Source organism: Nocardiopsis alba, from assembly GCF_000710955.1.
In the GTDB taxonomy this organism is placed as follows: Bacteria; Actinomycetota; Actinomycetes; order Streptosporangiales; family Streptosporangiaceae; genus Nocardiopsis; species Nocardiopsis alba.
This window is the reverse complement of the sequence record NZ_BAZE01000001.1, coordinates 195,127-219,875: the sequence shown is the minus strand read 5'-3', so window position 1 is coordinate 219,875 and position 24,749 is coordinate 195,127. Positions and strand designations below refer to the sequence as shown.

The following is a 24,749-nucleotide window of genomic DNA, read 5'->3' as shown; positions in this document are numbered from 1 at the left end:
ATGTAGTCGTCCGTTCCAACGAGGGAGTCGATATGCGCACCACCGAACGGAACCCGCTCACCCCCGCCGCCCGCAGGGTCCTGGCGGTGGCCTCGGAGCTCTTCTACACCCGGGGCATCAACACGGTCGGTATGGAACTGGTGGCCGAGGAGGCCGGGGTCACCAAGAAGACCATCTACGACCGCTTCGGCTCCAAACAGCGTCTCGTGGTGGCCTACCTGCGCGGCCGCGACGAACGCTGGAACGATTTCCTCACCTCACGGGTGGAGGCGCACGAGGACCCCGTGGCCCGGATCCTCGCCACCTTCGACGCGTTGGGGGAGTGGATGGACCGGGAGAACGAACGCGGCTGCGCCATGGTCAACGCCTACGCCGAACTCTCCGACCCCGAGCACCCCGGCCGGACCGTGGCCGAGGAACAGAAGGTCCGTCTCCGCGAGCTGTACCGGGAGCTGGCGGCGGAGACCGGGGCCACCGACCCCGGGGCCCTGGGCGACACCCTCGCCATGCTCCACGAGGGGGCCGTGGTCGGTCGCAACGTCACCGGGATCGCCGACGCCGCGGCCACCGCTCGGAACGCGGCCGGAGCCCTGCTCCGCGCGCACGGCGTGGACGCCTAGGTTCCCGACCTACCGGTAACCCAGGCGGGAGAGTTCGTTACGGGCCACCTCGTGCACGTCGCCGTGGTCGCTCCGGGACAGCCGCTCCCGCCAGGAGCCCACACCCCAGGCCCGTTCGGTCAGCAGCTCGCTGGCCGAGACCCGGGCCCCGGTGAACCTGCGCAGCTCGCCGGCGGCCTTCACCTCTCCGCCGTGCACGTCCTCGTACCGCAGGGTCAGCAGCTGCTCGGGGCCCAGCTCCCGACGCAACCGCGCCGACATGCGTACCGCGCCCCGCCAGCGCATCGCGCACTTGGTCGCGGTCGAGCCGTCCGTGAAGCGCTCCAGGTCGGCCTCCTCGTCCAGGCCGAAGAAGTGGTTGGGGAACTCGTGCTCCAGCTTCATGAAGCTGGGCTTGAGCCAGGCCAGCGATCGCTCGTCCTCCATCATGTCCGCGACGACGTCCCGGCCGTCCCGGATGACCTGGACGAACAGGGCGTCGGGGAAGGCCGCGTGCAGCGCGCTCGCGGAGTAGAGGAGGTCGGGGCTGGCGTCGCCGTAGCGGACGGCCTCGGCGCTGTGCTCGCACGGCTCGGCGGAGGCGTTGGCCGGGATCCGGGCCCCCGGACCCGGACACCTCGGACAGGTCAGGGGGGTCAGATGCCAGGTCTCGGCGTAGGCCTCGCGGAACAGACTCGCCGTTCCGGCGACCTTCTCCGAGGCCAGTGAGGGGCGCCTGGCCACGGCGTAGACGGTGTTGAGCACCCCCGGGGAACCCGCGCCCAGATGGAAACCTGGCGCGCGGGACAGGGCGCGGGCGATCACCGGGACCCCGGAGTGGGGAGCGCCCAGAACGAAGACGGGGCGCTGCACCTTGGTCCCGTTGACCACGAGGATGTAGGACGGCTGCTGCTTCATGATTCCGTCGATTTTCGCACCCTTCGCACCACTCGCGTGCATTGGCCGGTCGTTGTGGTGCCATGCCCCACACGTTCCCCGAGGTTACGGGTATCCGGGAGCATCCGGTTCGCAGCTCGCGGGCGGGCCGTGAGAAGCGGTCCCGACGTCGCTGTAACAATGAGGTATGGCCTCGAAGACCGACGACACCGTGCCCTTCACCGACCCCGAGGGGTTCGAGCACGCCGCCGAACTGTTGGCGTCCGCGCGGCGCATCACCGTCCTGACCGGCGCGGGCGTGTCCACCGACTCCGGCATCCCCGACTACCGAGGGCCCCAGGGGCTGTGGACCACCGACCCGGGCGCGCAGGCGATGTCGGACATCGACAGTTACATGGGCGACATCGACGTCCGTCGCGAGGTCTGGCTGGCCCGCCGCGCCCACCGGGTCTGGGAGGCCGAACCCAACGCCGCCCACCGCGCCCTGGCCGAACTGGCCGGCTCGGGCCGCCTGCACGCCCTCATCACCCAGAACATCGACGGTCTGCACCAGCGCGCCGGGGTCCCCGAGGACGAGGTCATCGAGGTCCACGGCACCATGCTGCGGGTCATGTGCATGTCGTGCGGGCTGCGCACCCCCAGCGCCGTCGTGCTCGACCGACTCGACGACGAGTCCGACCCCCGCTGCGTGTCCTGCGGGGGCATCCAGAAGTCGGACACCATCTCCTTCGGCCAGCGCCTGGACCCCGAGGTCATCGAACGCGCCGCCCGGGCCGCCCGCGAGTGCGACGTCTTCGTCGCCATCGGCACCTCCCTGACCGTCCACCCCGTGGCCGGGCTGTGCGACGTCGCCATGATGGCGCGGGCCCCGCTGGTCATCGTCAACGCCGAGCCCACGCCCTACGACGACTACGCCGGGGCGGTCCTGCACGACCCCATCGGCGAGGTCGTGCCCGCCCTGGTCGCCCGGATCCTCGACCGCTGACCCGGGCGGACAGGCCCCTCAGGGACCGGCCGACCCGAACGGCGATTCCGGAAGAGACGGATACCGGAAGGGCACGGAGGGATCGGAGTCCGGAACGGAGGGACGCCGGAACTCGGCGTCATCGGCGTCCTCACCGAGGAAGGTGAGGATCTCGTGACGCAGCCGGGCGAAGGACTCACCGATCTCGGGTGAGGGGAACGCGGACCTCGACAAGGCGCGCACCGTCCGTTGCGTCAGGGAGACCAGCTCGCTCCTGCACCTCATGTCCGCGTGGGAGGGCCAGGACCGCAGATCCTCGTAGGCCTGCCGTAGGACGGTGAGGGTGGCGTTGTCCACCACGCGCCGTTTCTCGACACTCGGGTCCAGTACGACCTGTTCCCGAACCTTCTCCTTGAGCAGGCGCCGATAACAGGAGAGCCGTTCGTCGACCTGTTCCTCAGTGAGGGTGTCGAGGGGCTCCAACCGGAGCCTGAGGATGTCGTGGGCCAGGATCCAGGACCTCTCCCCGTCCTCGTCCCGGTCCACGTACCAGGTGCCCAGATCGTCGGAGACGTGCCTCAGGTACGGGGAGAGGATCAGGGCCAGCCGGGAGGCGGTGCCGTTGGCGCGCAGCGCGGTCGACCGCAACAGCCGCGCCGCCACCGTGCCGGTGGGGATCTCGACCTCGTAGGGGTTCTCGATCCCGGGGGCGGCGTCGACGTCGCCGCGGAGCTCGAAGCCGGTGCACTCGCCCAGGTTGACCGGCCCGCCCCGCTCCCGGTCGAGCACCGTCACGGGGTTCTCGTTCTCCCAGAAGCCCAGATGGCGTACGCGCGCCGTGTCCAGGATGCCGAACCATTGCGAGGTGGGCAGCGAACGCCAGAGCGACACGGTCCTCCGCCAGGCGTGCCAGGGGTCGGTGGATTCGGGATAGAGCTCCCGGAACGGGATCGGTTCCTCCGCGAGCAGGATCGCCAGGGTGAGCAGATTGGCCGTGTAGCAGGCCTCCCTCGTGGACAGGGACAGCCGTTGGGGTTCGTAGTCGAGGAAGGATCGGTTGGGCGCGGGGAAAGGTGCCTCACGGAAGAGGTCCAAGAGCAGCTCGCGCAGGTCGTGGCCGAGTTCGGGGTCCTCGGACACACGAAGCTCCAGCCGCTCCTCCAGGAAGGAGACCACCTTGTCCCGCCCCGCGAAGGCGGCGAAGGAGGACAGGGCGTAGAGCTCGCCGTCGTCCAGCGGGGCGGACCTGCCCCGGCGGCGTGAGGCGTGCCGACGGTCCTCGGCCAGCTCCTCCAGAGCGGTGATGACCATGCGCGCCACCAGGTACTCGCCGAAGGTGGCGTGCAGGAACTCGAAGGCGCTGCTCGTCCCGTCCGCGGTGCGGGCACGGTCTTCGTGCACGAAGAAGAACCGGCCCAGCACCTGGTGGGCGGGGGCGATCTCCCCGTGCAGGTCGGTGTGCTCGGGGCGTTCGGCGGCCTCGGGCATCAGCACGGCCAGGTCCCGGTCCAGCTCCTCGGCGCGCACGCTCTGCCGACCCCGGGCGAACATGGCCATCGCGACGACCTCCAGCCGGCGCAGCTCGTCCTCCACGGCCTGCTCCCGGGCCCGGCCACCGAGCCGGGAGTGGTGCTTGGTCACCTCGCGGGAGGCGAACATCCGCAGCAGGCGTTCGTACAGCTCCCCGTGGGAGATGTGCTCCGAGGCCCGGAGCAAGGCGTTGTCGTGGGCGTCGTAGATCAACAGCATCAGCAGGAGCAGCGGCTGTTCGGCCAGATCGCGATAGCGCAGCACCGTTCCGGCTTCGAGGGGGCTCAGACCGCGTTCGGCGAAGGCCGCCTCGTTGGTCCGGTTCCACAGGTCGAGCATCCGCTCGACCTGGGCCTCGTCGAAGGGCTCCAGCCGAATCACCTTGGTACCCGCGGGGAAGCGGGTCCGGCCGGCCACCAGGGTGCGGCTGGTGACGATGACGACCACCGGCTGACCGAGGGCCTCCTGCTGTTGCTGGAACTCCTGCACCCGCTCCAGGTAGTCGGAGCGGTCCACCCCGGAGGCCTGGAGGAGCTCGTCGAACCCGTCCAGGATGATCACCGGCAGCGCCCCGTCGGCGTCGTCGGCCAGATCCCGCCAGGAGACGGAGGTGTGCAGATCGGCGCGCAGCCCCTCCTCGATCTGGACGTGCAGGGGGGCGTTGGGGCCGACCGAGCGCAACTCCACCCGGATCGGCAGGAAGTCCTCCTGCGGGAGCTGCGCGGCGAGCATCTCGGTGAACTTGGACTTGCCCGCCCCCGGATGCCCCAGGATGACCAGGGGGGACTCGGTGGAACGAGGATGGGTGATGAGGGCGGCCACCAGGGACTGGAGATCGTCCTGGACGGGCCAGACCCGCCACCAGTCGTCGTGTGCGAGGGCGCCCTCCCCATCGGCAATGGCGAGCCGCCCCCGCGGTGGGATGTAGGCCTCCCGGAGCGAGGGCAGACGCAGCCCCGGTGGGGCGTCGTCCGAGCGCAGGACGGGCCGCTCCAGGACCGCCTGGTAGGCGGCGGAGAGCTCTCGACGTCGACGGGGAACCGAACGCTCCGAACCGATCCGGGCCAGTTGTGCGTGCAGGTCGGACAGGCCGGTACCGATCTCTCGACGGGTCCGCGCGTGCTCGTCCCTGGACAGCCACATCCCGAACTCGGGGATCTCGGCGCCCAAGCGGAGCAGGTTCTCCTCGAACCGTTCGGACATTCGCTGTTCCAACGGCCCGGCCAGCTTCACCATCAGTGCACGACTCTCGGTGATGCCGTGGCGTTCGGCGATCTCGAGACCGCAGACGAACCTGATGAAGGCGTCAAAGGAAGCGGGGCGAAGAGCTCGCCGGCCGATGCTCGTTCGATGCTCTGGTCGCATAAGGGGAGATACGGGGACAGTGCTGGAAACCGAGATCAGATGCCGGTCCAGCAGTGTGTACTGCTCCTCGGCGGTGATCTTCAGGTCGTCCAGGCCGAAGGGCATCCCGACTTCCTCGAAGGCCTCCGCCGCGGCCTCGAAGAAGGAGATGATCACCAGGACCTGGTAGGCCGCCTCGATCTTCTCGGTGCGGGAGAGCCGACTCTCCCCCTTGAGCTTGCCGCGCATCCCCTCCAACGCCTTGCGGCCCTTGCCGACCAGGGCACCGCGGAGCCCGAACAGGTCGGGCACGCCCACCAGGCCCAGGCCTCCGTCGGCGACCTTCTCGGCCAGGTCCAGGACCTCGGAGTCGTTCTCTCCGAGGATGCGCAGCGCGTCTTCGTAGCGGAGTCGCTTGGCCATGACGGGGCCTTTCCGGGTTCGGGGGGTGGAACGCGGCGGACCCGGTACCGGGGGAGGTACCGAGTCCGTGGGCTGGTCGGGGTTCGAGGGTGGGGCCGAAGAGGCCCCTTGAGGATGAGAGTGCCTAGGGGAGCTGCCAGTTCACCGGTGCGGCGCCCTGTTCGACCAACAGCTCGTTGGTCCTGCTGAACGGCCGGGAGCCGAAGAAGCCGTTACGGGCCGAGAGCGGGCTCGGGTGGGCCGACTCCACGCACGGGACACCGGGCATCATCGGACGCAGGTTGCGGGCGTCGCGTCCCCACAGGATCGCCACGAGCGGCCCGCCGCGCTCGGCCAACGCCCGGATGGCCTGCTCGGTGATGGCCTCCCAGCCCTTGCCCCGGTGCGAACCGGCCTTGCCGGGGGCGACGGTCAGGACCCTGTTGAGCAGCAGCACGCCCTGCTCGGTCCAGGGGGTGAGGTCGCCGTTGGAGGGCATCGTGGTGCCCAGGTCCTCGCCCATCTCCTTGTAGATGTTGCGCAGGCTCGCGGGCAGACGCACGTCCGGGGCCACCGAGAAGCTCAGCCCGACCGCGTTGCCGGGGGTGGGGTAGGGGTCCTGCCCCATGATGAGCACGCGCACCTGGTCGAAGGGCTGCTGGAAGGCGCGCAGGACGTTGTCGCCCGCGGGCAGATAGGTGCGTCCTTCGGCGACCTCCTGGCGGAGGAAGTCGCCCATAGCGGCGATCTGTGGGGCGACCGGCTCCAACGCCTTCGCCCAGCCGCTGTCCATGATCTCAGTGAGGTCCCGTGTTGCCATGGCCAGAACATTAGTACCAGGCGACGACAACGGCGTCCCCTTCGGACGATCGGGGATCCCCGTGGGGAGGCCGTTTCCGGCGGTGCGTCCCCGTCGGAAGGGTCTGGCTACCGGCCGCGGACCGCCCTCACCTGGGCGGACGCGGACGGTCGGGGTCAGGGGTCCATGTGCGAGCGCCAGCGTTCCAGATGGGAACGGATGCCCTGTGTGCTGGACGCCTCCTCGCCGTGCAGCCTGATGTGATCGGCGAGCAGCGCCTCGTAGTGCCGGACGGCCTCCTGCGGGCGCCCACTGTGGCCCAGGTAGGCGGCCTGGTAGTGCCGGGCCCGCAGGGTGACCGCGGCGTCCGCCCCGCGCAGCCGGGTCAGATCGGGGACCAGTGCGGACAGCAGCTCCACGGCGCGGGCCGGATCCCCGGACTCGCCGACCTCGAATCCCAGGTACAGGCGGGTGGTCAGCACCTTGGTGGAATCGGGGCCGCCGACGACGATCAGGTCCGGCACGAGTTCCCCGTGGGTGCGCGCCGCCAGAGCGTGGTCGCCGGCGCGGCCCGCGTTGGTCGCCAGGTAGTAGCGGGCGGCCAGGGTCTCGGGATGGCGCGGTCCGTACACCCGGTTCAGGTCGGTCAACAGGGTGCTGAAACCGGCGACCGCGCGCGAGTGGTCGCCGCTCTTGCCCGTCGCGTAGGCCTCGCGACGCCGGGCGCGCAGAGTGTCCGGATGATCGGGCCCGAAGGAGGCGCGCAACAGCGGCAACAACGTACGCAGCTCCTCCGCGGCGGCCCGGTACTCGCCCGCGTCGGCGCGTTCCCGTGCGGCCTCCACCAGCTCCATGAGCCGGATCGGGTGGGCGTCGGTGTTCCGATCCTTGGCGTCCTCCTGGGTGTAGGGGAGCGTCGGCGTCAGCCGGGGCACCGGGGCGGTCGGCGTGGGCCGGTGCGGAAGATAGGGGGACAAGCGGTCGCGGACCTCCTCGGCACTGGAGGGGCGGTCCTCGGGCCGTTTGGCCAACATCTGCGCGACCAGCTCGGACAGCGAGGTCGGGATCTCCGGACGCAGCGCCGCCGCCGGCCTCGGAACGTCGTGCAGGTGCATGCGCAGCACCTTCAACGGCCGATCTCCCCGGAACGGGGGTTCGCCGGTCAACAGCTGGTACAGGATGGCGCCCAGGGAGTACAGGTCGCCGGCGTGGTCGACCCGGCCGCCCCGGACCTGCTCAGGGGACATGTACAGCGGAGTGCCGATCACCTGGCCGGTCCGGGTGATGCGGTCGTTCTGGTTGGCCGCGGTGAGGGCGGCGATCCCGAAGTCCAGGATCTTCAGGGTGTCCTCGCCGAGCTCCTCCTCCACCACCATGAGGTTCCCCGGCTTGACGTCCCTGTGCACGATCCCCGAGGCGTGCGCGGCGCCCAGGCCGGAGGCGGCCTGGGAGACCAGGGCGGCGGCCCGGCCCAGGGGCAGCGGTCCGTTCTCCTTGATCACCGCCGAGAGCGGCCGGCCCTGGACCAGCTCCATCACGGCGAACACCACGTCCCCGCCGTCGGGGTCGTGGCCGAAGTCGTGCAGGATCACCACGTTGGGATGGCCGGCCAGGCGGGCGGTCAGCCTGGCCTCGCGCCGGAACCGGGCCGTGATCTCGGTCGATCCCACCCGCGCCGGTCGGATCAGTTTGACCGCCACGGGACGGTCCAACAGTTCGTCCACCGCGCGCCAGACCTGGCCCATGCCGCCCGCGCCGAGCTTGGACAGCAGGCGGTAGCGACCGCCCAGGACCCTTTCCTCCGGCACGCGTGCCCCCTGTGGTCGGACCAGCCCCGACCGTTATCGGGGCCGGGGAGTACGGGGCGTAAGCGTACAGCGGCCGGCGTTAGTGTGTTCTCTGCGCCCGTCGGCGCCCGTGACCCCGCAAACCCCCTTGTGGAATCGAGTGTCAGAGTCGTGAGCCCGAGTCTCTACGTTGGCCCGGATACCCAACCGGACAAGTACCGCCTGGTCAGGTCGGTGGGACGTGGTGGTGAGGCCACGCTCTACCTGGCCGAGGTCACGCTGGCCGGGCAGACCGAACCCGTGGTGGTGAAGGCGCTCCACCCCGACCTCACCGCGGACGACGAGAAGTTCGCCGACCTCAGCGCCCGCTGGGCCGAACAGGCCGAACTGCTGCGCTTCATCAACCGCCTGGGCGTGGTCGGGGTACGGGAGCACTTCGAAGGAGCGCCCGAGCACCCGGCCGACGGCGCGGCCGAGCTGAACGACCGGGCCCTGTACCTGGTGATGAACTACGTCGAGGGCCTGGACCTGCGGGACTGGCGGGCGGAGAACCCGGTCGAGGGGGTCGCCGGGCAGCGTCGGGTCCTGCGGTTCCTGGAGCAGGTCGCCCAGGTCCTGGACCTGCTGCACTCGGGACGGGCCACCCCGTCCAAGCGGGTGGTGGTCCACGGCGACCTGTCGCCGGGCAACATCATGGTCAGCGAGGAGGGCCAGGCCACCCTGGTGGACTTCGGCCTGAGCCGGATCGCGGCCCGGCACATGACCGCGCGCCCCTGGTTCACCCCGGGCTACGCCGCCCCGGAGATCTTCACCGGCGAGTACTCCGCCGCCACCGACCGCTACGCCTTCGGCGCGATCGCCTACTTCGCCCTGACGGGTGAGGATCCGCCGCCCGCCCCCGAACAGTTGCGTGAACGGTTCGGTGCCCTGCCGCTGCTCGCCGAGGCGGAGGAGGGGCAGCGGGAGCTCGTCATGAGCATGTTCTCCATCGAGCCCTCGGAACGCCCCGAATCCTCGGCGTGGGTCAGGATCCTGCGCTCCCTGGCCACCTCGGCGCCTTGGACGGGTCCGGTCGCCGATCCGGGTGCCGCTCCGGAGCCCGGGGAGGACGGTCTCGACGACGACGCCCTTCCCGAGCCGGGAGAGGCCCTCGCGGCGGCCGCGGTGTTCCCGGGCGGGAGCACATCCGTCGACACCCCCGAGGGGGCGCAGCCCAGGGGACCGCGCTTCTCCGGCCCCGCGCCGACCGACACCGGCGCCCAGGACGTGGCCGCGGCCGGACCGGAGGTGGACGACGCACCGGGTGGGGCCGCTCCCGGGACGGGCGAGGACGCCTCCGACGCGGAGGAGCCGATGTCCAAACGCCCGGTCGGCGGGATGCGCGGCAGGCCCGTGCAGGAGCCTCGGCCCCCGGCTCCGCGCCCCCTCCCCGAACCCGGCCCCTCCTCGGAGGCCCCGGTGCCGACCCCCGCCACCCCGCCCATGGGCGTCTCCTCAGCCTCCAGGCAGGGGCCGCCGCCCTCCCGTCCGCCGAGGTCGGGGCCGCCCGCAGGAGCGAGGGCGGGGTACGGGCCCCCGTCTGGGCCGCAGAACCCCCCGCCCGGCGGTCCGGTCCCGGGTCCTTCCGGCCCCTGGTCGAGGGCGACGGGCCCCGGCTCCTACCGGAACACCCCGGCTCACGGCGCCCCCGGTCACAGCGCTCCGGTCCACAGCGGACCCGTCCAGGGCGGTGCTCCCCAGGGGTACAACGGTTCCGGCCCGGTGCCGCCCCGGCCCGAGCCGGCGGCGGAGAAGCCCAAGCGCAGGTCGCGCAAGCCCATGATGATCGGTCTGGCGATCTTCGCCGTCGTGTTCATGATCGTCGGAGGCGGTGGCACCTACCTGTTCATCGACCGCGTCCTGCCCCTGTTCTCCGACGAAGGCGGACGGACGGTCGAGGCGGACGCGCGGGAGGAGCCCTCGGAGAGCCCCGAGAACGAGGCGCAGGCGCAGCCCGATCCTTCTGAGAAGCCCGAGAAGGAACCCTCGGACGAGCCCGAGAGCGGGTCCTCCGGGGCTCCGAGCGGCGGCGAGACCCTGCTCACCCAGATGGAGGCCGTCGACCAGTCGAACAACGACTACTGGCGGCCCGAGACCGGACGCGCCGACATCGACGGTCAGGCCTACAACCGTGCTCTGATCTCCGGGTTCTGCAAGACCTACGACTCCCGGTGCTCGGGGTGGATGGACTACAACCTCGGCCGGGACTGGAACACCTTCACCGCCACCATCGGCGTGGAGGACAACTCCAGCTCCTCGGCGACGACCACGTTCCTCGTGCTCGTCGACGGAGAGCAGAAGGTCACCGAGACGCTGCGCCTGGGCGAGGTGAAGGAGATCGAGGTCTCCGTCGAGAACGCCCTGCGCCTGCGGGTCGAGGTCGAGAGCGACGGCACGGGGGTCTACCCGGTCTGGGCCGACCCCGTCCTCACCAAGGACTGATCGGAGCCCCTCCGAGGAGCGGCGATGGGCCCGCCCGGACCCGTGACGTCCGGGCGGGCCCGCTCCGTTCTCGCGGCGCCGCTACTCGGCGCGCCAGCCGCCCTGCCGGTCGGCCAGGTTGAGGGCCGTGGTCACCAGGGGCACGTGGCTGAAGGCCTGGGGGAAGTTGCCGACCTGGCGGCCGTCGCGCGGGTCCCACTCCTCGGCGAGCAGCCCGACGTCGTTGCGCAGGGAGAGCAGCCGGTCGAACAGCTCCCGTGCCTCCTCTTGACGACCGATGGACAGCAGCGCGTTGGCCATCCAGAAACTGCACGCCAGGAAGGCGCCCTCGTCGCCGGGCAGCTGGTCGGCGGAGTGCTCCAGGTCGGTACGGTAGCGCAGCACGAAACCGTCCACCATCAGGTCCTTGCGCACCGCCTCGATGGTGCCGATGACGCGGGGGTCGTCGTAGGGCAGGAAACCGACCTCGGGGATGAGCAGCAGGGCGGCGTCCAGTTCCTTGCTGCCGTAGTACTGGGTGAAGGTGTTGCGCTGCGGATCGTAGCCGTATTCGCACACCTCGGCGTGGATGGTGTCGCGCAGGGCCCGCCACCGTTCGACGGGGCCCTCCTTGCCGAATTCCTCGATGCTGCGGACGGCGCGGTCGGCGGCGACCCAGGCCATCACCTTGGAGTGCACGAAGTGCTGCCGGGGGCCGCGGACCTCCCACAGACCCTCGTCGGGTTCGTCCCAGCACCACTCCAGGTAGTTCACGAGGGAACGTTGCAGCCCCCACAGGTAGTCGCCGCCCCGGATGCCCGAGCGTCGGGCCAGGTGCAGGACGTCCATGACCTCGCCGTACACGTCCAGTTGGTACTGGCCCACGGCGGCGTTGCCGATGCGGACGGGGGAGGAGCCCTCGTATCCGGGCAGCCAGTCGGCCTCCCATTCGGTGAGCCTGCGCTCTCCCCGGATCCCGTACATGATCTGCATCAGTTGGGGTTCACCGGCCACCGCGCGGACCAGCCACTCGCGCCAGGCCTGGGCCTCCTCCTGGTAGCCGGAGCGGATCAGCGCCTCCAGGGTGATGGTGGCGTCGCGCAGCCAGCAGTAGCGGTAGTCCCAGTTGCGGACACCGCCGATCTCCTCGGGCAGGGAGGTCGTGGGCGCGGCGACGATCCCGCCGGTGGGCTGGTAGGTGAGGGCCTTGAGGGTGATGAGGGAACGCACGACCGCCTCACGGTAGGGGCCGTCGTAGGTGCACTGGTCGACCCAGCGTTCCCAGAAGCGTTCGGTGCGGGAGAGCGCCTTCTCCGCGTCCAGGTGGTCGGACTCCTCCACTTGGGAGGGGTGCCAGGTCATTACGAAGGGGACGCGCTGCCCCTCGGTCACGGTGAAGGTGGTGTCGTGGGTGAGGTTGTGGCCCTGGAGGTGGACGGGGCTGCTCAACCAGATGGAGTCGGGGCCGGCGATGGCGACCAGTTCGCTCCCGGAGCGGTGCACCCACGGGACCACGTGCCCGTAGTCGAAACGGATGCGCAGGGTGGTGTTCATCCGCACCGTGCCGCGCAGCCCCTCCACGATCCGCACCACGTGCGGCATGCTGCCGCGGGGCGGCATGAAGTCGATGACCCGCACCGAGCCGGTGTCGGTGTCCCACTCCTGCTCCAGGACCAGGGTCTGACCTCGGTAGCGACGTCTGTCGGCGGGGGCGTCGGTGCCGTCCGGGCGCAGGGTCCAGCAGCCGTTCTGCTCATCGCCGAGCAGGGCCGCGAAGCAGGCGGCGGAGTCGAAGTCGGGCAGGCAGGCCCAGTCGATGGAACCGTCACGGCCGACCAGCGCCGCCGTCTGCATGTCGCCGATCATTGCGTAGTCTTCGATTCGGCCGGGCACGCGGCTCACCCCCATCGCGTCGTCATCCTCGTGCGGTGGGCGTGTTCACACGGGCGGGACAGGGGGTCCGCTTCTTCGCGGACCAACGCGCGCACGCCCGCACACGCCCCATCGGGGTGTCGTCACCCGACCCACGACCGGGTCGGGGCGCCGTTCGGGTCACCACGTCCCCCCGGACCGTCCGTCGGTCGCCTTCATCCGGTTATGTGCCCAGATGGAGGCCACCGTAAAGAACGGTCTCCGGAGAGTGCCCGGTATGCCCCTCGCCGTCGACCGCGGTCCCATCTTCCACAATCGGTGCGGACATGGCCACCCTTGCGTGCACGTGCATCTGAAAGCTCGTAGGGGTATGGGATGAAATGGTGGGCTTTGGTCGGGGAGAATTCGTGCAGCGATGGCGGAGAGGGCCGGGATCGTGTCCGATTCCGGCCCTTCCATGTCAGGCCTTCGAGTCCGTCTGGGTCGGCGGAACCCTCGGGGTCGCCTCGGCCATACGCATCATCGGGAGGAAGATCTGGGCCAGCGGGCCGATGGCGATCATGAACACGAGGGTCCCCAGGCCCACCGTGCCGCCCATCAGGAAGCCCAACAGCGCGACGGTCACCTCGATGATGGTCCGGGCCAGCCGGATGGAGAGTCCGAGCGAGGCCAGACCGGTCATCAGCCCGTCACGCGGACCCGGGCCGAGCCCCACCCCGATGTAGCAGCCGGTGGCGATCGCGCACACCAGGACGCCCGAGATCAGCAACAGGATCTGCAACGGCAGGAAGTCCGTGGTGGGGATCAGCCACAGGGACAGGTCCACCGACACGCCGATCACGATCACGTTGCTCAACGTGCCCAGGCCGGGCTTCTGTCGCAGCGGGATCCACAGCAGCATGATCAGCGCACCGATGATCACGCTCCAGGTGCCGATCGACAGGCCGGTCTGGTTGGACAGGCCCTGGCTCAGCACGTCCCAGGGCATCGCGCCCAGGTCGGATCGGATCAGCAGTGCACCACTGAGGCCGTACAGGTACAGACCGAGGTAGAGCTGGGCCAGTCGACGCAGACGGGGCCGTGGCAGGACCGGTGTGATCATGACCCTGTCGACCAGGGCACGGACCGAAGACCGGGACGGTGCGGACACTGCCGTCCTCTCTTTCCGTTCTCTCGTGAAAGGCGGGGTTCGTGTGCGGCAGGATTCATCGGGTCATTGGGCGATGATCCATTGGGGGAGCCACATCGGTATCGTGGCCGAGTTGGCGCCGTGATTGAAGAGCCAATCCGGTCAACTGGCACTAGGTCGTGTTTTTTGGATCATTCCTCCCACGCCGTTGCCCGCCACCACCCTCAACGGTCGCGCTGGCGCGCGCGGTGTTTGACACGGTGCCGGGCTTCCTCTCGCGGCGCCGCCCATTCGAAGCAAACACCGACGAGGACAGCCGAACCCGGGCGGGCCCCCGCTGTGCGACACTGCGGAGCCCGCGTAGCAGGGCACAGTAGGGGCGGCTTCGCTCGTCGTCCGGCGAGAGATCGCCCGGCGGCCGCTCGCCACGGATCGGCTCCGCCGATGCCGGGCGAAAGCATCCAAAGAACACTCCCCAACCCGACCTTCTGAAGTGGATCTTCATGGTGAGGCAGCGCAGTGACGGCCCCGGAACCGGTGGCGGGACCCGGCGGATCAACGGGCGTCTGCTCGCCCGTCTCATCGGCGAGGCGCCGGTGGAACGCCCGTACTACCTGGCGATCGCCCGCGCGGTCAGCGGTCTGGTCCTGGACGGCCGGGTGCCGACGCACACCCGGCTGCCGGCCGAACGCGACCTGGCCGCGGCGCTGGGGGTGAGCAGGAACACCGTCACGGCGGCCTACGCCTGGCTGCGGGACAACAGCTTCCTGGACAGCCGGCAGGGGGCGGGCAGCTGGACGGTCCTGCCCGACACCAGTACCCCGGACCCCGCTCCGTTCGCGCTGGCCGCGGAACAGATCGACCTGGGGTTGGCCGCCCCGCCCGCGATCGACGGACTGCGCGAGGCCTCCTTCCACGCCTCCGAACAGCTCGCCGCGCACGTGGGGGGCCTGGGCTACTACCCCTACGGACTGCCCGAACTACGGCACGCCATCGCCCGACGCTACGTCGAACGCGGGCTGCCCACGACCCCGGAACAGATCCTCGTCACCAACGGCGCCCAACAGGGCATCAGCCTGGTCATGGAACTGCTGCTCCAGCCGGGCGACGAGGTGCTCGTGGAATCCCCCACCTACCCCAACGCCCCGGACGCGGCCCGCCGCAGGGGAGGACGGATCCGCACCACCGGGGTCACCCCCCAGGGCTGGGACATGGAGTACATGGTGGACTCCTTCCGCCAATGGAAACCCCAACTGGCGTACGTGGTCGCCGACTTCCACAACCCCACCGGCGCGCTCATGGACGACGACGAGCGCCGTGTTCTGGTCCGTGAGGCCCGCCGGGCCGGTGCGCACCTGGTGGTCGACGAGTCGGTGGCGGAGCTGGCGATCGACTCGGGCGACCTGCCCGCCCCGGTGGCGGCCCACGACACCGACGGTCGGGTGCTGACCGTCGGGTCGGTGGCCAAACTACTGTGGGGCGGTCTCCGGGTCGGCTGGGTGCGCGCCACACCGCCGATGGTCACCCGGCTCATGCAGGTACGCCAGCGCATGGACCTGTCCGGTTCGGTGCACGACCAGCTCACCGCCACCCACCTGTTGGCGGACATGCTGCGGATCCGGGCCGAACGCAGCCGCCAGCTACGACGGAACCGCGACGCGCTCCTGGCCGCCCTGCGCGAGCGTCTGCCCGACTGGCGCCCCAGTGTCCCCGGGGGAGGGCTGGTGCTGTGGGCGGCCCTGCCCCAGCCGGTGGCGACCTCCCTGTCGGCGACCGCGGTCCGGCACGGGGTCCATCCGGCGGCCGGGCCGGTGTTCGGGGTGGACGGGACCCTGGAGCGTTACCTGCGCCTGGCCTACACCCGTCCACCGGACGTCCTGGAGGACGCCGTGGAACGGCTGGCCGTGGCCTACTCCGAGACCCTGTCCCACCCGACCCAGCCACGCGGTCACCTGTACGTGTGACCCGGGCCGGTACCGGACCTCGACACGGACGACCTCGGTGAGGGTCTCCCTTCCCGAGGTTCGGGCCACCGGGTCATCGGCGCCGATCACCCTCCAGGTCGGACCGTGCGCGATCCAGGTCTCGCGGTGTGTCCACGTCGAACCCCCGGCCTCTTGTGGAGAACGCCACGTGGGCGGGGGCGAGGGGGCCGAGCAGTCCGTACAGCGAACGCCCCGAGTAGACGCTCAGGGCCGCCGCCAGAGGGCCGGTACGCCAGACGCCGGTGAGCCACTGTTCCCGTCCGGCCTCGTCCACCAGGACGGCGCCCGCGCTCTTCGGGGAGCCATCGAGAGCCTCGCCCAAGGCGACGAGATGGTCCGGGGTCAGATAGGGCAGATCCGCCGCGAGCAGGACCACGCGGGGGGCCTCGATCCGGGCGAACCCGGTGCGCAGAGCGGGCACCGGTCCCGCCCCGGGAGGATCCTCACGGACGTAGCGTGCGCGTGGCCGTTCCCGTTCGGGACCGACCACGACCACGCCGGCCGTCGGGGCGTGGGCGCGCACGGTGGACACGACGTGTTCCAGCAGGGAGCGCCCGGCGACGGTCAGCCCGGGTTTGTCCACCCCGCCCATACGGCTCGCCGCTCCGCCGGCCAGGACCACCGCGTCACATCGTTCGTTCACGCCCCCAGGATGCCGGACGTCCCCGGGCTCCGGAACGACCCTCGTCGGCGACGCCCCCTCACACGGCGAAGCGGTGGGCGAAACGGGTCACCTCGGCCAGCACCTCGTCCCGGTTCGTCTCGTTGAACACCTCGTGCCGAGCGCCGGGGAAGATCCGCGCGGTGAGGTCCTCTCCGGCGACGGCCTCGATGCCCGTCTTGGTGTCGGCGATCGGGACCAGCGCGTCCGCGTGTCCGTGCACCCACAGCAGGGGCAGGGATCCCAGGGAGCCCGCGGCGTTACCGCGCTCCAGTTCGGTGAGCATGGCCCGGACCGTGGTCCGCTTGAAGGGACCGTGCCAGACGAGCGGATCGTCGACGTAGGCCCGACCCACCTCGGGGTCGCGGGAGAGCGTGGTGGTGTCGATGGGGGCGTCGGGGATCTCCTCGGCCGCAGCGAGCTCCTCCAGGGTGCTCCAACGGCCCAGGACCGGGCCGGACAGGACCAGGGCGTGCACCTGATCGGGGTGGGTCTGCGCGTAGCGGGTGGCGATCAGGCCTCCCATCGAATGGCCGATCATCACCAGGGGCAGGGTCCTGTAGGCGGTGCGTGCCTGGGTGACCACGCGGTGCACGTCCTCGACCACACCGGCGTAGTCGTCGATCAGCACCCGCTCGCCGGAGGAACGCCCGTGGCCGCGGTGATCGGCCCCGTACACCACGGCGCCCGCCGCGCACAGGTCCTCGGCCACCCGCTCGTAACGACCGAGGTGCTCGCCGTAGCCGTGGACCAGGACCGCCATCCATGTGGGCTCGCCCCCGGACGGGGCCCACGCCCGTGCCGCCAGCCGCCCCGAACCGTCCGGACCGCCCGCCAGGGCCCACTCACGTGCGCTGATCACCGTGTCCCGCCTCCTCATCGCCATGTCCGTCTGCGACGATCGGATGATCGTCACCGCTCCTAGAGCATGGGGGACGGTGCGGCGATGTGTCATCTTTCGAGGGGCGAGGGCGGGGCCGTTACGGTGCGTGTCCGGAATCGCCCATGACACAACGTTCGGGCAACGATCCGAGGCGTGTTCTTGGGGCGAAGGTCCAGAGGCGGGCGCGATTCCTCGTGGTCACCGACGAAATGGTGCAAAAGGTGTGATCTAGGCTACTCATAGTGAAAGTGCATCTTTTACGCTTACGAGTGGGTATCCCTCGAGCGGGTGCAATTTTGGCGTAACACCCGCTCGGCAATTCAGACTGGAGAGGGGTGACGCCCGTGCTGTCCGACTCCTACGGACGCGTGGCGACGGACCTGCGGGTCTCGCTCACCGACCGCTGCAACCTCAGGTGCACCTACTGCATGCCGCCGGAGGGGCTGGAGTGGTTGCCCAAACCGGAATTGCTCACCGACGACGAACTCCTGCGCCTGATCCGTGTGGGGGTCACCCGCCTGGGAATCGACGAGGTCCGCTTCACCGGAGGAGAACCGCTGCTCCGGCGCGGACTGCCCGGCATCATCGCCGGGACCACCGCCCTGTCCCCCCGCCCCCGCACCGCTCTGACCACCAACGGCATCGGACTCGCCCGGACCGCCCCCGCCCTGGCCGAGGCCGGGCTGGACCGGGTCAACGTCTCCCTCGACACCCTCGACCCCGTCGTGTTCGAGAAACTCGCCCGACGCCGCCGACTCGACGACGTCCTGGAGGGGCTGTCCGCCGCCTCCGAAGGGGGACTGACCCCGGTCAAGGTCAACGCCGTCCTCATGCGCGACGTCAACGATCACGAGGCCGCCGACCTCCTGCGCTACTGCGTCGAACGCGGCTACGAACTGCGGTTCATCGAACAGATGCCGCTGGACGCCCAGCACGGGTGGCGCCGCGACACGATGATCACCGCCGACGAGATCCTCCGACGGCTGGAGGCCGACTTCGACCTCCGACCGGCCGACGGTGAGGCCCGGGGCAGCGCGCCGGCCGAACTCTTCCACGTCCGAGGACTCACCTTCCCCGACGGCAGGGAGGCCACCGTCGGGGTCATCGGTTCGGTGACCCGCCCCTTCTGCGGGGCCTGTGACCGTGTCCGCCTGACCGCCGACGGCCAGATCCGCAACTGCCTCTTCGCGCGCGAGGAGTCCGACCTGCGCACGCCCCTGCGCGAGGGAGCCACCGACGACGAGATCGCCGAACGCTGGACGGCCGCCGTCGCCGGCAAGCTGCCCGGGCACGGGATCGACGACCCGGGGTTCCTTCAGCCGGCACGCCCGATGTCCGCCATCGGCGGTTGATCCGCGCCGAAAACGGGTTGCCTCCCCTCCACGGGACCTGACTTGATGTTCCCGGGACGCGCACGGCGTCCCGGGGCCCGACAGGAAAGGGAGGTGGCCCCATGCCTCACACCGAAGTTCCCGGAGAGCGCGTACCGATCCGCATGTGGGCCGACCCGGACACGGTCGAGCCCGCCGCCATGGAGCAGCTGCGCAACGTCACCCGCATGCCCTGGACCCACGGGCTCGCGGTGATGCCCGACGTCCACTACGGCAAGGGCGCCACCGTCGGTTCGGTCATCGCGATGCGCGACGCGGTCAGCCCGGCCGCGGTCGGGGTCGACATCGGCTGCGGGATGACGGCGGTGCGCACCGACCTGACCGCCGAACGCCTGCCGGACGATCTGGGGCGCCTGCGGTCCGCCCTGGAGGCGACGATCCCGGTCGGGTTCCACTTCCACGACGAGGCGATCGACCCCGCCACGGTGCCGGGACTGCGCAGCGGGGACTGGGACGGGTTCTGGCGGGGCTTCGACGACCTCGCCGAGGCCGTCCACCCGCGTCGTGAAAGGGCCCTGCGCCAGATGGGGACCCTGGGCGGAGGCAACCACTTCCTCGAAGTGTGTCTGGACGACGACGGCATGGTCTGGCTCGTCCTGCACTCGGGATCGCGCAACATCGGCAAGGAGCTGGCCGAGCACCACATCGGGCGGGCCCGCGACCTGCCGCACAACCGGGATCTGCCCGACCGCGACCTGGCGGTGTTCCTGTCCGGGACCCCGGAGATGGACGCCTACCGGCGTGATCTGTTCTGGGCCCAGGACTACGCCCGCCGTAACCGCGACGTCATGATGGGGCTGGCCTGCCGGACCCTGGAGCGGGAGGTGCCGGGGACCGGCTTCGGGCAGTGGATCTCCTGCCACCACAACTACGTCGCGGAGGAGCGTTACGACGGGGTGGACGTGCTCGTCACCCGTAAGGGCGCCATCCGCGCGGGAAGCGGCGAGTACGGCATCATCCCCGGGAGCATGGCGACGGGAACGTACGTGGTCAAGGGCCTGGGCAACCCGGAGTCGTTCAACTCCGCCTCCCACGGGGCCGGACGCCGTATGAGCCGGAACAAGGCCCGCAAGACCTTCACCCGGGAGGACCTGGTCGAACAGACCAGGGGAGTGGAGTGCCGCAAGGACCTGGGCGTCGTGGACGAGATCCCCGCCGCCTACAAGGACCTGGAATCGGTCATCGAGGCCCAGACCGACCTCGTCCAGGTGGTCGCCCACCTGCGGCAGGTCGTCTGCGTCAAGGGCTGAGGAACGGTCGGAACCGGACCGACGAGGGGCTCGGTCGGTGATGAGGTGATCACGGGCGTGGGCTTCCACCCGGGGCCTCGCGACGGACTCAGCCCTCGAAGCGGTCCATCGGCACGGTCTCACGGAGGAAGCCGCGCATCTCCAGGAAGCCGGCGAGGTAGGCGCGGTGCTCGTCGCAGGCCACCCAGACCTTGCGTCGGTCCGGGGTGTGCAGGCGGGGGTTGTTCCACACCAATGCCCAGGTGGCGGCCTCGCGGCAGCCCTTACGAGAACAGTGCGCGTCCGGTGCGGTATTACCCAAAGTCGATCCCCGGATGACGAAGTGGATTTCGTGGTCAAACCACGACCACGGGCGGGTATTCGCTCCGACCGGGTGTGGACAAAAGACGACGCCGGGTGGTTACGGGGGCAAACCACCCGGCGTCGCGCACGATGTTCCGACGGGGGCTCGAAACATCGTCTCGCGCTTCGACGGGGGACCGAAGCGCTAGGTCCCAATGTACACCGGAGCCCCCCGGGGTACGTCAAGAGTCAGTTACGACGTTGTCTCGGGACAGTCCCATCGGGTGGGTCCTAAGTCCCAGGTCAGGACTTATCCGACAGGTCTCGGCGCCTTTCACGGTGCCTGTCGGGCATGAAGAGTGGGCCTCGTGGTCAATCACGTCCCAACCGGGGCCAAAGTCCTCAGAAATTCTCGGCAAAGGGCTTCGACCCGTTCCGAGGAAAGGCGCTTCCGATAAATCGGCGTCGCTGTGGGGGCACGTGTGGCGAACGGGGTTTGAGGGGACGGAGGGGAACGGGGGGACCGTGCTCGCGCGGTCCGTACGAGCGACTACGCAGGGGGCGTCCATGAGCGACCACACCTATCGCGTCACGGAGATCGTCGGCACCTCGCCCGACGGTGTCGACCAGGCCGTTCGCAACGGCATCCAACGGGCCTCGGCCACGTTGCGCGGACTCGACTGGTTCGAGGTCACCCAGATCCGCGGCCACATCGAGAACGACGGGGTCGCCCATTTCCAGGTGGGGCTCAAGGTCGGCTTCCGCCTGGAGGACTGAGTCGACGGGCGTTCCTCGGTCGAGGCCACGCCGACCACGAACGACCCCGGAACGACGCGGGGCCCGGACCGTTCGGTCCGGGCCCCGCGCGCTTGCGGGAGGACGGGGGCTCAACCCTCTTCGGGGTCGGGGCCGCGCAGCACGTCCGCGTGCACGTGGTCCAGATGACGCAGGATCTCGTTGTCCGGGTCCGCGTCGTAGTGGCGCCACCCCATGGACGGGTAGCGGGTGCTCCAGATCTTGTCGTCGAAGATGATCACGTCGATCTGGTAGTTCGGCGCGTGCGCGATCAGCCAGTGGGCCAGCAGCCACCCCTCCCGGCGGTTCTCCTCGTTCACGGGACGGTAGAAGATGTCGAGCGCGCGCCCCTCGTAGTGCGCCGATTTCTCCCCGTGCCCGGTGTCGTAGCCGCCGGCGACGTAGCCGCCGATGCTGCTGTCGGCGAAGACCTCCTCGATACCCTCCTTGAGGGTGGTGGCGCGCGGGGTCAGCCCGGAGGGCTCCTCCTCCTCGAACTCCACCTCCTCGCCGGGGTAGCGGCAGGTCATGGAGGGTCCCGCGTCGTCCTTCGGCCCTTCGACCAGGGCCGTCATGACCTCGTCGGGGATGTCCTCGATGTCGGGGGCCTCGATGGGCGCGGCGTCCCCCTGAGCGATCACGGCCGCCGCGGTGCTCGCCCGTCGTGCCTGGTCGCGGTCGAGGGGGACCCGTTCTCCGTCGACCCAGACCGAACAACTCGGCCCCCACGGCCGGGAGAAGGAGGTCCGCCCCTCGTTCTCCCGCCACCACTGGAAGGCCAGGACCGCGATCACGGCCAGCACGAGCAGGAACGCGGCGGACATGATCGCCCTGCGTCTTCGAAGGTCCTCGGGGGGTACGGCGGCTCTGTGCGTCATGGACTCCTGCCCTCTCACGCCGGACGGACGGCCTTCTTCGCCGTCGGGGTCCCGGGCGCACGTGACTTGCGTTTCTCGAGAGATACTTCGCTTATGGGACGCAAGAGGTCGTTTGCTCATTCCCGACAGTGACCGGGATCAAATCCAGGGGTGGTGTCGCCCGCAGTCGCCCGGAGGGGTTCACAGCACCGACCACAGGACGAACGCCCCGCCCAGAAGCAGGGTCAGCGCCCAGATCCGGTCCATCGTCACGCCCTTCCAGCGCAGGGCGTGCACGCCCAGGAAGTCGTAGGCGATCAGGGCGGCCACGGCGGCCGCCGCGAACATCGCCAGCGTGTGCACCCCGGTCGCCGCCAGACCGAGCAGCGTGGCGTCCCACAGGCTCCACACGCCTTCGACCGGTTCCGTGGCCGCGGCGGGCTCCACCGCGGTCTCCGCGGCGGGGGAGGGGGCGCCATGCCCGGCGTGTCCACCCTCCACGTGCGAATGCGAGAGCCGGCCGGCCAGCACCGGCATCAGCATCAGACCGGCGCCGTGGGCCGAGGCCATGAGGAAGGACCAGGCGCAGAGCTGCCACAACGGAAGCCGGAGGGCGCTCTTGTGGACGTGCCGTCGCGACAGCAGCATCACCAGCCCCACCAGAACGATCAGTGACCCACCGATCACGGGGAAGAGCACCGACGCGGTCGCCGAACCGGTCACGGTGATCGCGACCGCGGCCACCGCGACGCTGCCGGCGTGCCCCAGGGCGATCGCGGGCAGCGCGCGCAGAACCTGGGCACGCCCGCCCTCCTGGAGACCGCGTCCGACGGCCAGAAGCCAACCCATCCCTGGATGGAGTCCGTGAAAGGCACCGAGAGCGATGAGGGTCCACAACTGCGCGGAGGTCACCGCGCCAGGGTCACACGAGGGCGCGCCGGAGACAACGGTCGGTGATCGAATGGCCGCTTTCGGTCAGGCCGCGGTTCCGGGGCGGTGTGGTCCCGGGGCGACCCGGCCCCGGGACCGTGCCCACGTCAGGGGCAGAGCATGTCCAGGTCGGTGGCCTCGGAGCCGACCTGACGGCCCGGATCGGCGGGGGAGGGCTCGTCCAGGCCGGTGTAGTCCTGCCACTCGGTCCGGTCGCTCTCGGTCGTCTCCTCGGCGCCGGCCTCGGCGGTGGTGTCCTCCACCAGATCGGACTCACCGGTGGGAGAGTCCGAGGGCTCGCCCGAGGGGGCGTCGACGGGAGCGCGTCCCGTGATGGCCTCCTGCACCAGCGCCTTCACCTCGTCCCAGTCGGGGTTGGCGGTGTTGACCTGGGGCGGGGAGAGCTGGAGGGCGCTCATCCGGCCCTCGTCGGTGACCAGGTCGGCCAGCTCGATGAAGGCGGGCACCTTGGTCTGCGGAATGTCGGTGCTCAGCGTCCTCTTGGTGGCGCCCGCGAGCCGTCGATAGCCGGTGAGGATGGTGGTCGGCTCCACCTGTTCGGCGACGTACTTGATCAGGCACCCCTGACGGCCCATCCGCCCGTAGTCGTCGGTGCCGATCCGGGAACGTCCGTACCAGAGGGCCTCGTGACCGTCCAGGCGACGCAGGCCCGGCTCCAGCACCCCGCCGTGCACCCCGTACGGGATGGGCTCGGTGATCCGCACCTGGATCCCGCCGACCGCGTCGATGAGATCGCGGAACCCCATCATGTCGACCATCGCGTAGTACTCGATGTCCAGACCGAGGTTGTACCCGATCACCTTCTTCAGGGTGTCGGCGGACGGGTCCGGGACACGGGGATCGATCGCCAGTTCCTCGGGCTCCTCCGCGACCGTCTGATAGACGTCGTTGAGCAGCAGATCGAACCCGTAGGGCTCGGGGTAGCGCTCGGCGAGGGCACTGCCCTCGGGGAAGCGGGCGTTCTCCAGGTTGCGCGGCAGCCCCACCAGCAGTGTGTCACCGGAGGCGGTGTCCACGCTCGCGACCATCATCGAGTCGGTGCGCACGCCGTAGCGATTGTCGCCCGAATCGGCGCCGAGCAGGAGGACGTTGACCCGCTCCGCCCCGTTCCACGGGTCGGCCGCGTCGTGCGGCAGGCCGTCCTCCCCGAAGCCGCCGAACACAGCGCCCAGGGTCTCGTAGGCGGTGTAGCCGGCGTGCAGGGCCCAGGCGGAGGGCGCGGCGATGGTCAGACACAACAGGAGAACGGTGACGCCGCCGAGCAGGCGGTGACCGATGCCGGGCCCCTCGGGCCGTGTGATGGACCACGAGTGCACGATGATGCTCAGCCACAGGATCGCGACCACGAAGACCGCGATCATCGCGCCCAGCAGCCAACGGTCCTGCACGGCCAACGCGGCCACCACGGTCACGGCGTCGGATCCGTGTGTGCTGAGCCAGACCACCGCGGCGATCAAGGCGACGATCCCGAGAAGGTAGGCGCCCAGGATCAGGCCCCCCGCCCTCCGGCGCCCCATGCGCAGGTGGGCCGATCCGGGGAAGGGGACCGAAAGGGCGGTCCACAGCAGAGCCCGCCCCGTGCCGAGACGTTCGTTCGGGCGCTTCGGCGCCTCCTCGTCCCGCTGCTCGTCCTCCGCTGCCACCAGCGTTTCCTCTCACGCAGTGGGACGGCCCGACCGAGCCGTCCCGTCCTGGTCCTGTCCCCTTACAACGATCCCCGGCGGTGTCCAACATTCGGGGCACGCCACACCCGGGTTACGCGTCAGTGAACGATCCCATGCTCGCCGATCACATGTGCCGGGCGGTGGGGACGTCCGAGGACCATGGTCCCGGAGGCCCCGGGGGCCGTCGCCCGGGTGGGTGAGTTCAGTGTGTCGCTTTGCCGGGGTTGTGTGTGCGGCGGCCACCTCA

Annotated in this window: 19 protein-coding genes; 7 read left to right on the top strand and 12 right to left on the bottom strand. The window is 70.2% G+C overall.

Features of this window, described 5'->3' with window-relative positions; all coding sequences use genetic code 11:
* Window positions 1–32: 32 nt before the first annotated feature.
* Window positions 33–620 (top strand): TetR/AcrR family transcriptional regulator, encoded by a 588-nt coding sequence (locus TR33_RS00835; RefSeq protein WP_017533938.1) that lies wholly within the window; start codon window positions 33–35, stop codon window positions 618–620.
* A gap of 9 nt (window positions 621–629) precedes the next feature.
* On the opposite strand, the gene TR33_RS00830 is transcribed toward TR33_RS00835, so the two are convergent.
* The gene (locus TR33_RS00830; RefSeq protein ID WP_014909998.1) at window positions 630–1,559 is read right to left on the bottom strand and encodes a sulfotransferase family protein; all 930 of its coding nucleotides are present in this window, start codon (window positions 1,557–1,559) and stop codon (window positions 630–632) included.
* A gap of 124 nt (window positions 1,560–1,683) precedes the next feature.
* Between TR33_RS00830 and TR33_RS00825 the strand changes: the two genes are divergently transcribed.
* Window positions 1,684–2,481, top strand: a complete 798-nt coding sequence (locus TR33_RS00825; protein WP_014912037.1) for an SIR2 family NAD-dependent protein deacylase — start codon at window positions 1,684–1,686, stop codon at window positions 2,479–2,481.
* An 18-nt stretch (window positions 2,482–2,499) separates the two neighbouring features.
* Here TR33_RS00825 and TR33_RS00820 read toward each other — a convergent pair whose 3' ends face one another.
* The 3 genes from TR33_RS00820 to TR33_RS00810 all read right to left on the bottom strand — a co-directional run bounded on the left by TR33_RS00820 (window position 2,500) and on the right by TR33_RS00810 (window position 8,343).
* Entirely contained in the window at window positions 2,500–5,757 is a 3,258-nt protein-coding gene (locus tag TR33_RS00820; RefSeq protein ID WP_042280854.1) for an NACHT domain-containing protein, read from the bottom strand.
* A gap of 124 nt (window positions 5,758–5,881) precedes the next feature.
* On the bottom strand, window positions 5,882–6,556 hold the full coding sequence (locus tag TR33_RS00815; protein ID WP_042280853.1) for a uracil-DNA glycosylase: 675 nt from the start codon (window positions 6,554–6,556) through the stop codon (window positions 5,882–5,884).
* Window positions 6,557–6,711: 155 nt separating this feature from the next.
* Window positions 6,712–8,343 (bottom strand): serine/threonine-protein kinase, encoded by a 1,632-nt coding sequence (locus tag TR33_RS00810; protein WP_017533936.1) that lies wholly within the window; start codon window positions 8,341–8,343, stop codon window positions 6,712–6,714.
* A 150-nt stretch (window positions 8,344–8,493) separates the two neighbouring features.
* Between TR33_RS00810 and TR33_RS27365 the strand changes: the two genes are divergently transcribed.
* A complete protein-coding gene (locus TR33_RS27365; RefSeq protein ID WP_042280851.1) occupies window positions 8,494–10,803 on the top strand; it encodes a protein kinase domain-containing protein in 2,310 nt (769 codons plus the stop codon).
* An 81-nt stretch (window positions 10,804–10,884) separates the two neighbouring features.
* Here the strand turns inward: TR33_RS27365 and TR33_RS00800 are convergent, their stop codons facing one another.
* A complete protein-coding gene (locus tag TR33_RS00800; protein WP_234305713.1) occupies window positions 10,885–12,690 on the bottom strand; it encodes a glycoside hydrolase family 15 protein in 1,806 nt (601 codons plus the stop codon).
* Window positions 12,691–13,114: 424 nt separating this feature from the next.
* On the bottom strand, window positions 13,115–13,804 hold the full coding sequence (yczE, locus tag TR33_RS00795) for a membrane protein YczE (protein ID WP_014911029.1): 690 nt from the start codon (window positions 13,802–13,804) through the stop codon (window positions 13,115–13,117).
* Window positions 13,805–14,286: 482 nt separating this feature from the next.
* Here yczE and yczR point away from each other — a divergent pair, with 482 nt between their 5' ends.
* Window positions 14,287–15,747 carry a MocR-like transcription factor YczR gene (gene yczR / locus TR33_RS00790; protein ID WP_014912541.1) on the top strand — a complete coding sequence of 487 codons (1,461 nt, stop codon included), beginning with the start codon at window positions 14,287–14,289 and terminating at the stop codon, window positions 15,745–15,747.
* A gap of 73 nt (window positions 15,748–15,820) precedes the next feature.
* Here yczR and mobA read toward each other — a convergent pair whose 3' ends face one another.
* Both mobA and TR33_RS00780 read right to left on the bottom strand, forming a co-directional pair.
* Window positions 15,821–16,411, bottom strand: a complete 591-nt coding sequence (mobA, locus tag TR33_RS00785; protein WP_042280849.1) for a molybdenum cofactor guanylyltransferase — start codon at window positions 16,409–16,411, stop codon at window positions 15,821–15,823.
* Window positions 16,412–16,469: 58 nt separating this feature from the next.
* On the bottom strand, window positions 16,470–17,291 hold the full coding sequence (locus TR33_RS00780; RefSeq protein WP_042281262.1) for an alpha/beta hydrolase: 822 nt from the start codon (window positions 17,289–17,291) through the stop codon (window positions 16,470–16,472).
* Between the two features lie 365 nt (window positions 17,292–17,656).
* Between TR33_RS00780 and moaA the strand changes: the two genes are divergently transcribed.
* Both moaA and TR33_RS00770 read left to right on the top strand, forming a co-directional pair.
* Window positions 17,657–18,664, top strand: coding sequence for a GTP 3',8-cyclase MoaA (gene moaA, locus TR33_RS00775; RefSeq protein ID WP_017533931.1), 1,008 nt, complete (start codon window positions 17,657–17,659; stop codon window positions 18,662–18,664).
* Between the two features lie 101 nt (window positions 18,665–18,765).
* On the top strand, window positions 18,766–19,953 hold the full coding sequence (locus TR33_RS00770; RefSeq protein ID WP_042280847.1) for an RtcB family protein: 1,188 nt from the start codon (window positions 18,766–18,768) through the stop codon (window positions 19,951–19,953).
* A gap of 88 nt (window positions 19,954–20,041) precedes the next feature.
* Here TR33_RS00770 and TR33_RS26515 read toward each other — a convergent pair whose 3' ends face one another.
* Window positions 20,042–20,254 (bottom strand): hypothetical protein, encoded by a 213-nt coding sequence (locus TR33_RS26515; RefSeq protein WP_148281640.1) that lies wholly within the window; start codon window positions 20,252–20,254, stop codon window positions 20,042–20,044.
* A gap of 548 nt (window positions 20,255–20,802) precedes the next feature.
* Here TR33_RS26515 and TR33_RS00765 point away from each other — a divergent pair.
* Window positions 20,803–21,012 (top strand): dodecin, encoded by a 210-nt coding sequence (locus TR33_RS00765; RefSeq protein WP_014908924.1) that lies wholly within the window; start codon window positions 20,803–20,805, stop codon window positions 21,010–21,012.
* Window positions 21,013–21,122: 110 nt separating this feature from the next.
* Here TR33_RS00765 and TR33_RS00760 read toward each other — a convergent pair whose 3' ends face one another.
* The 3 genes from TR33_RS00760 to TR33_RS00750 form a co-directional block, all read right to left on the bottom strand.
* Entirely contained in the window at window positions 21,123–21,908 is a 786-nt protein-coding gene (locus TR33_RS00760; protein ID WP_017533928.1) for a VldE C-terminal domain-containing protein, read from the bottom strand.
* Between the two features lie 180 nt (window positions 21,909–22,088).
* Complete coding sequence (locus TR33_RS00755; protein WP_014911427.1) at window positions 22,089–22,799, bottom strand: hypothetical protein; 711 nt, start codon at window positions 22,797–22,799, stop codon at window positions 22,089–22,091.
* A gap of 125 nt (window positions 22,800–22,924) precedes the next feature.
* Window positions 22,925–24,481, bottom strand: coding sequence for an LCP family protein (locus TR33_RS00750; RefSeq protein WP_042280845.1), 1,557 nt, complete (start codon window positions 24,479–24,481; stop codon window positions 22,925–22,927).
* Window positions 24,482–24,749 lie beyond the last annotated feature (268 nt).

Bases quoted from the DNA above. Each gene is read 5' to 3' on its own strand.
- TR33_RS00760 (WP_017533928.1), bottom strand. From the start codon at position 21,908: ATGACGCACAGAGCCGCCGTACCCCCCGAGGACCTTCGAAGACGCAGG.
- TR33_RS00765 (WP_014908924.1), top strand. From the start codon at position 20,803: ATGAGCGACCACACCTATCGCGTCACGGAGATCGTCGGCACCTCGCCC.
- TR33_RS00800 (WP_234305713.1), bottom strand. From the start codon at position 12,690: ATGGGGGTGAGCCGCGTGCCCGGCCGAATCGAAGACTACGCAATGATC.
- TR33_RS00815 (WP_042280853.1), bottom strand. From the start codon at position 6,556: ATGGCAACACGGGACCTCACTGAGATCATGGACAGCGGCTGGGCGAAG.
- TR33_RS00770 (WP_042280847.1), top strand. From the start codon at position 18,766: ATGCCTCACACCGAAGTTCCCGGAGAGCGCGTACCGATCCGCATGTGG.
- TR33_RS00825 (WP_014912037.1), top strand. From the start codon at position 1,684: ATGGCCTCGAAGACCGACGACACCGTGCCCTTCACCGACCCCGAGGGG.
- TR33_RS00830 (WP_014909998.1), bottom strand. From the start codon at position 1,559: ATGCACGCGAGTGGTGCGAAGGGTGCGAAAATCGACGGAATCATGAAG.
- yczR (WP_014912541.1), top strand. From the start codon at position 14,287: ATGGTGAGGCAGCGCAGTGACGGCCCCGGAACCGGTGGCGGGACCCGG.
- TR33_RS00835 (WP_017533938.1), top strand. From the start codon at position 33: ATGCGCACCACCGAACGGAACCCGCTCACCCCCGCCGCCCGCAGGGTC.
- TR33_RS00820 (WP_042280854.1), bottom strand. From the start codon at position 5,757: ATGGCCAAGCGACTCCGCTACGAAGACGCGCTGCGCATCCTCGGAGAG.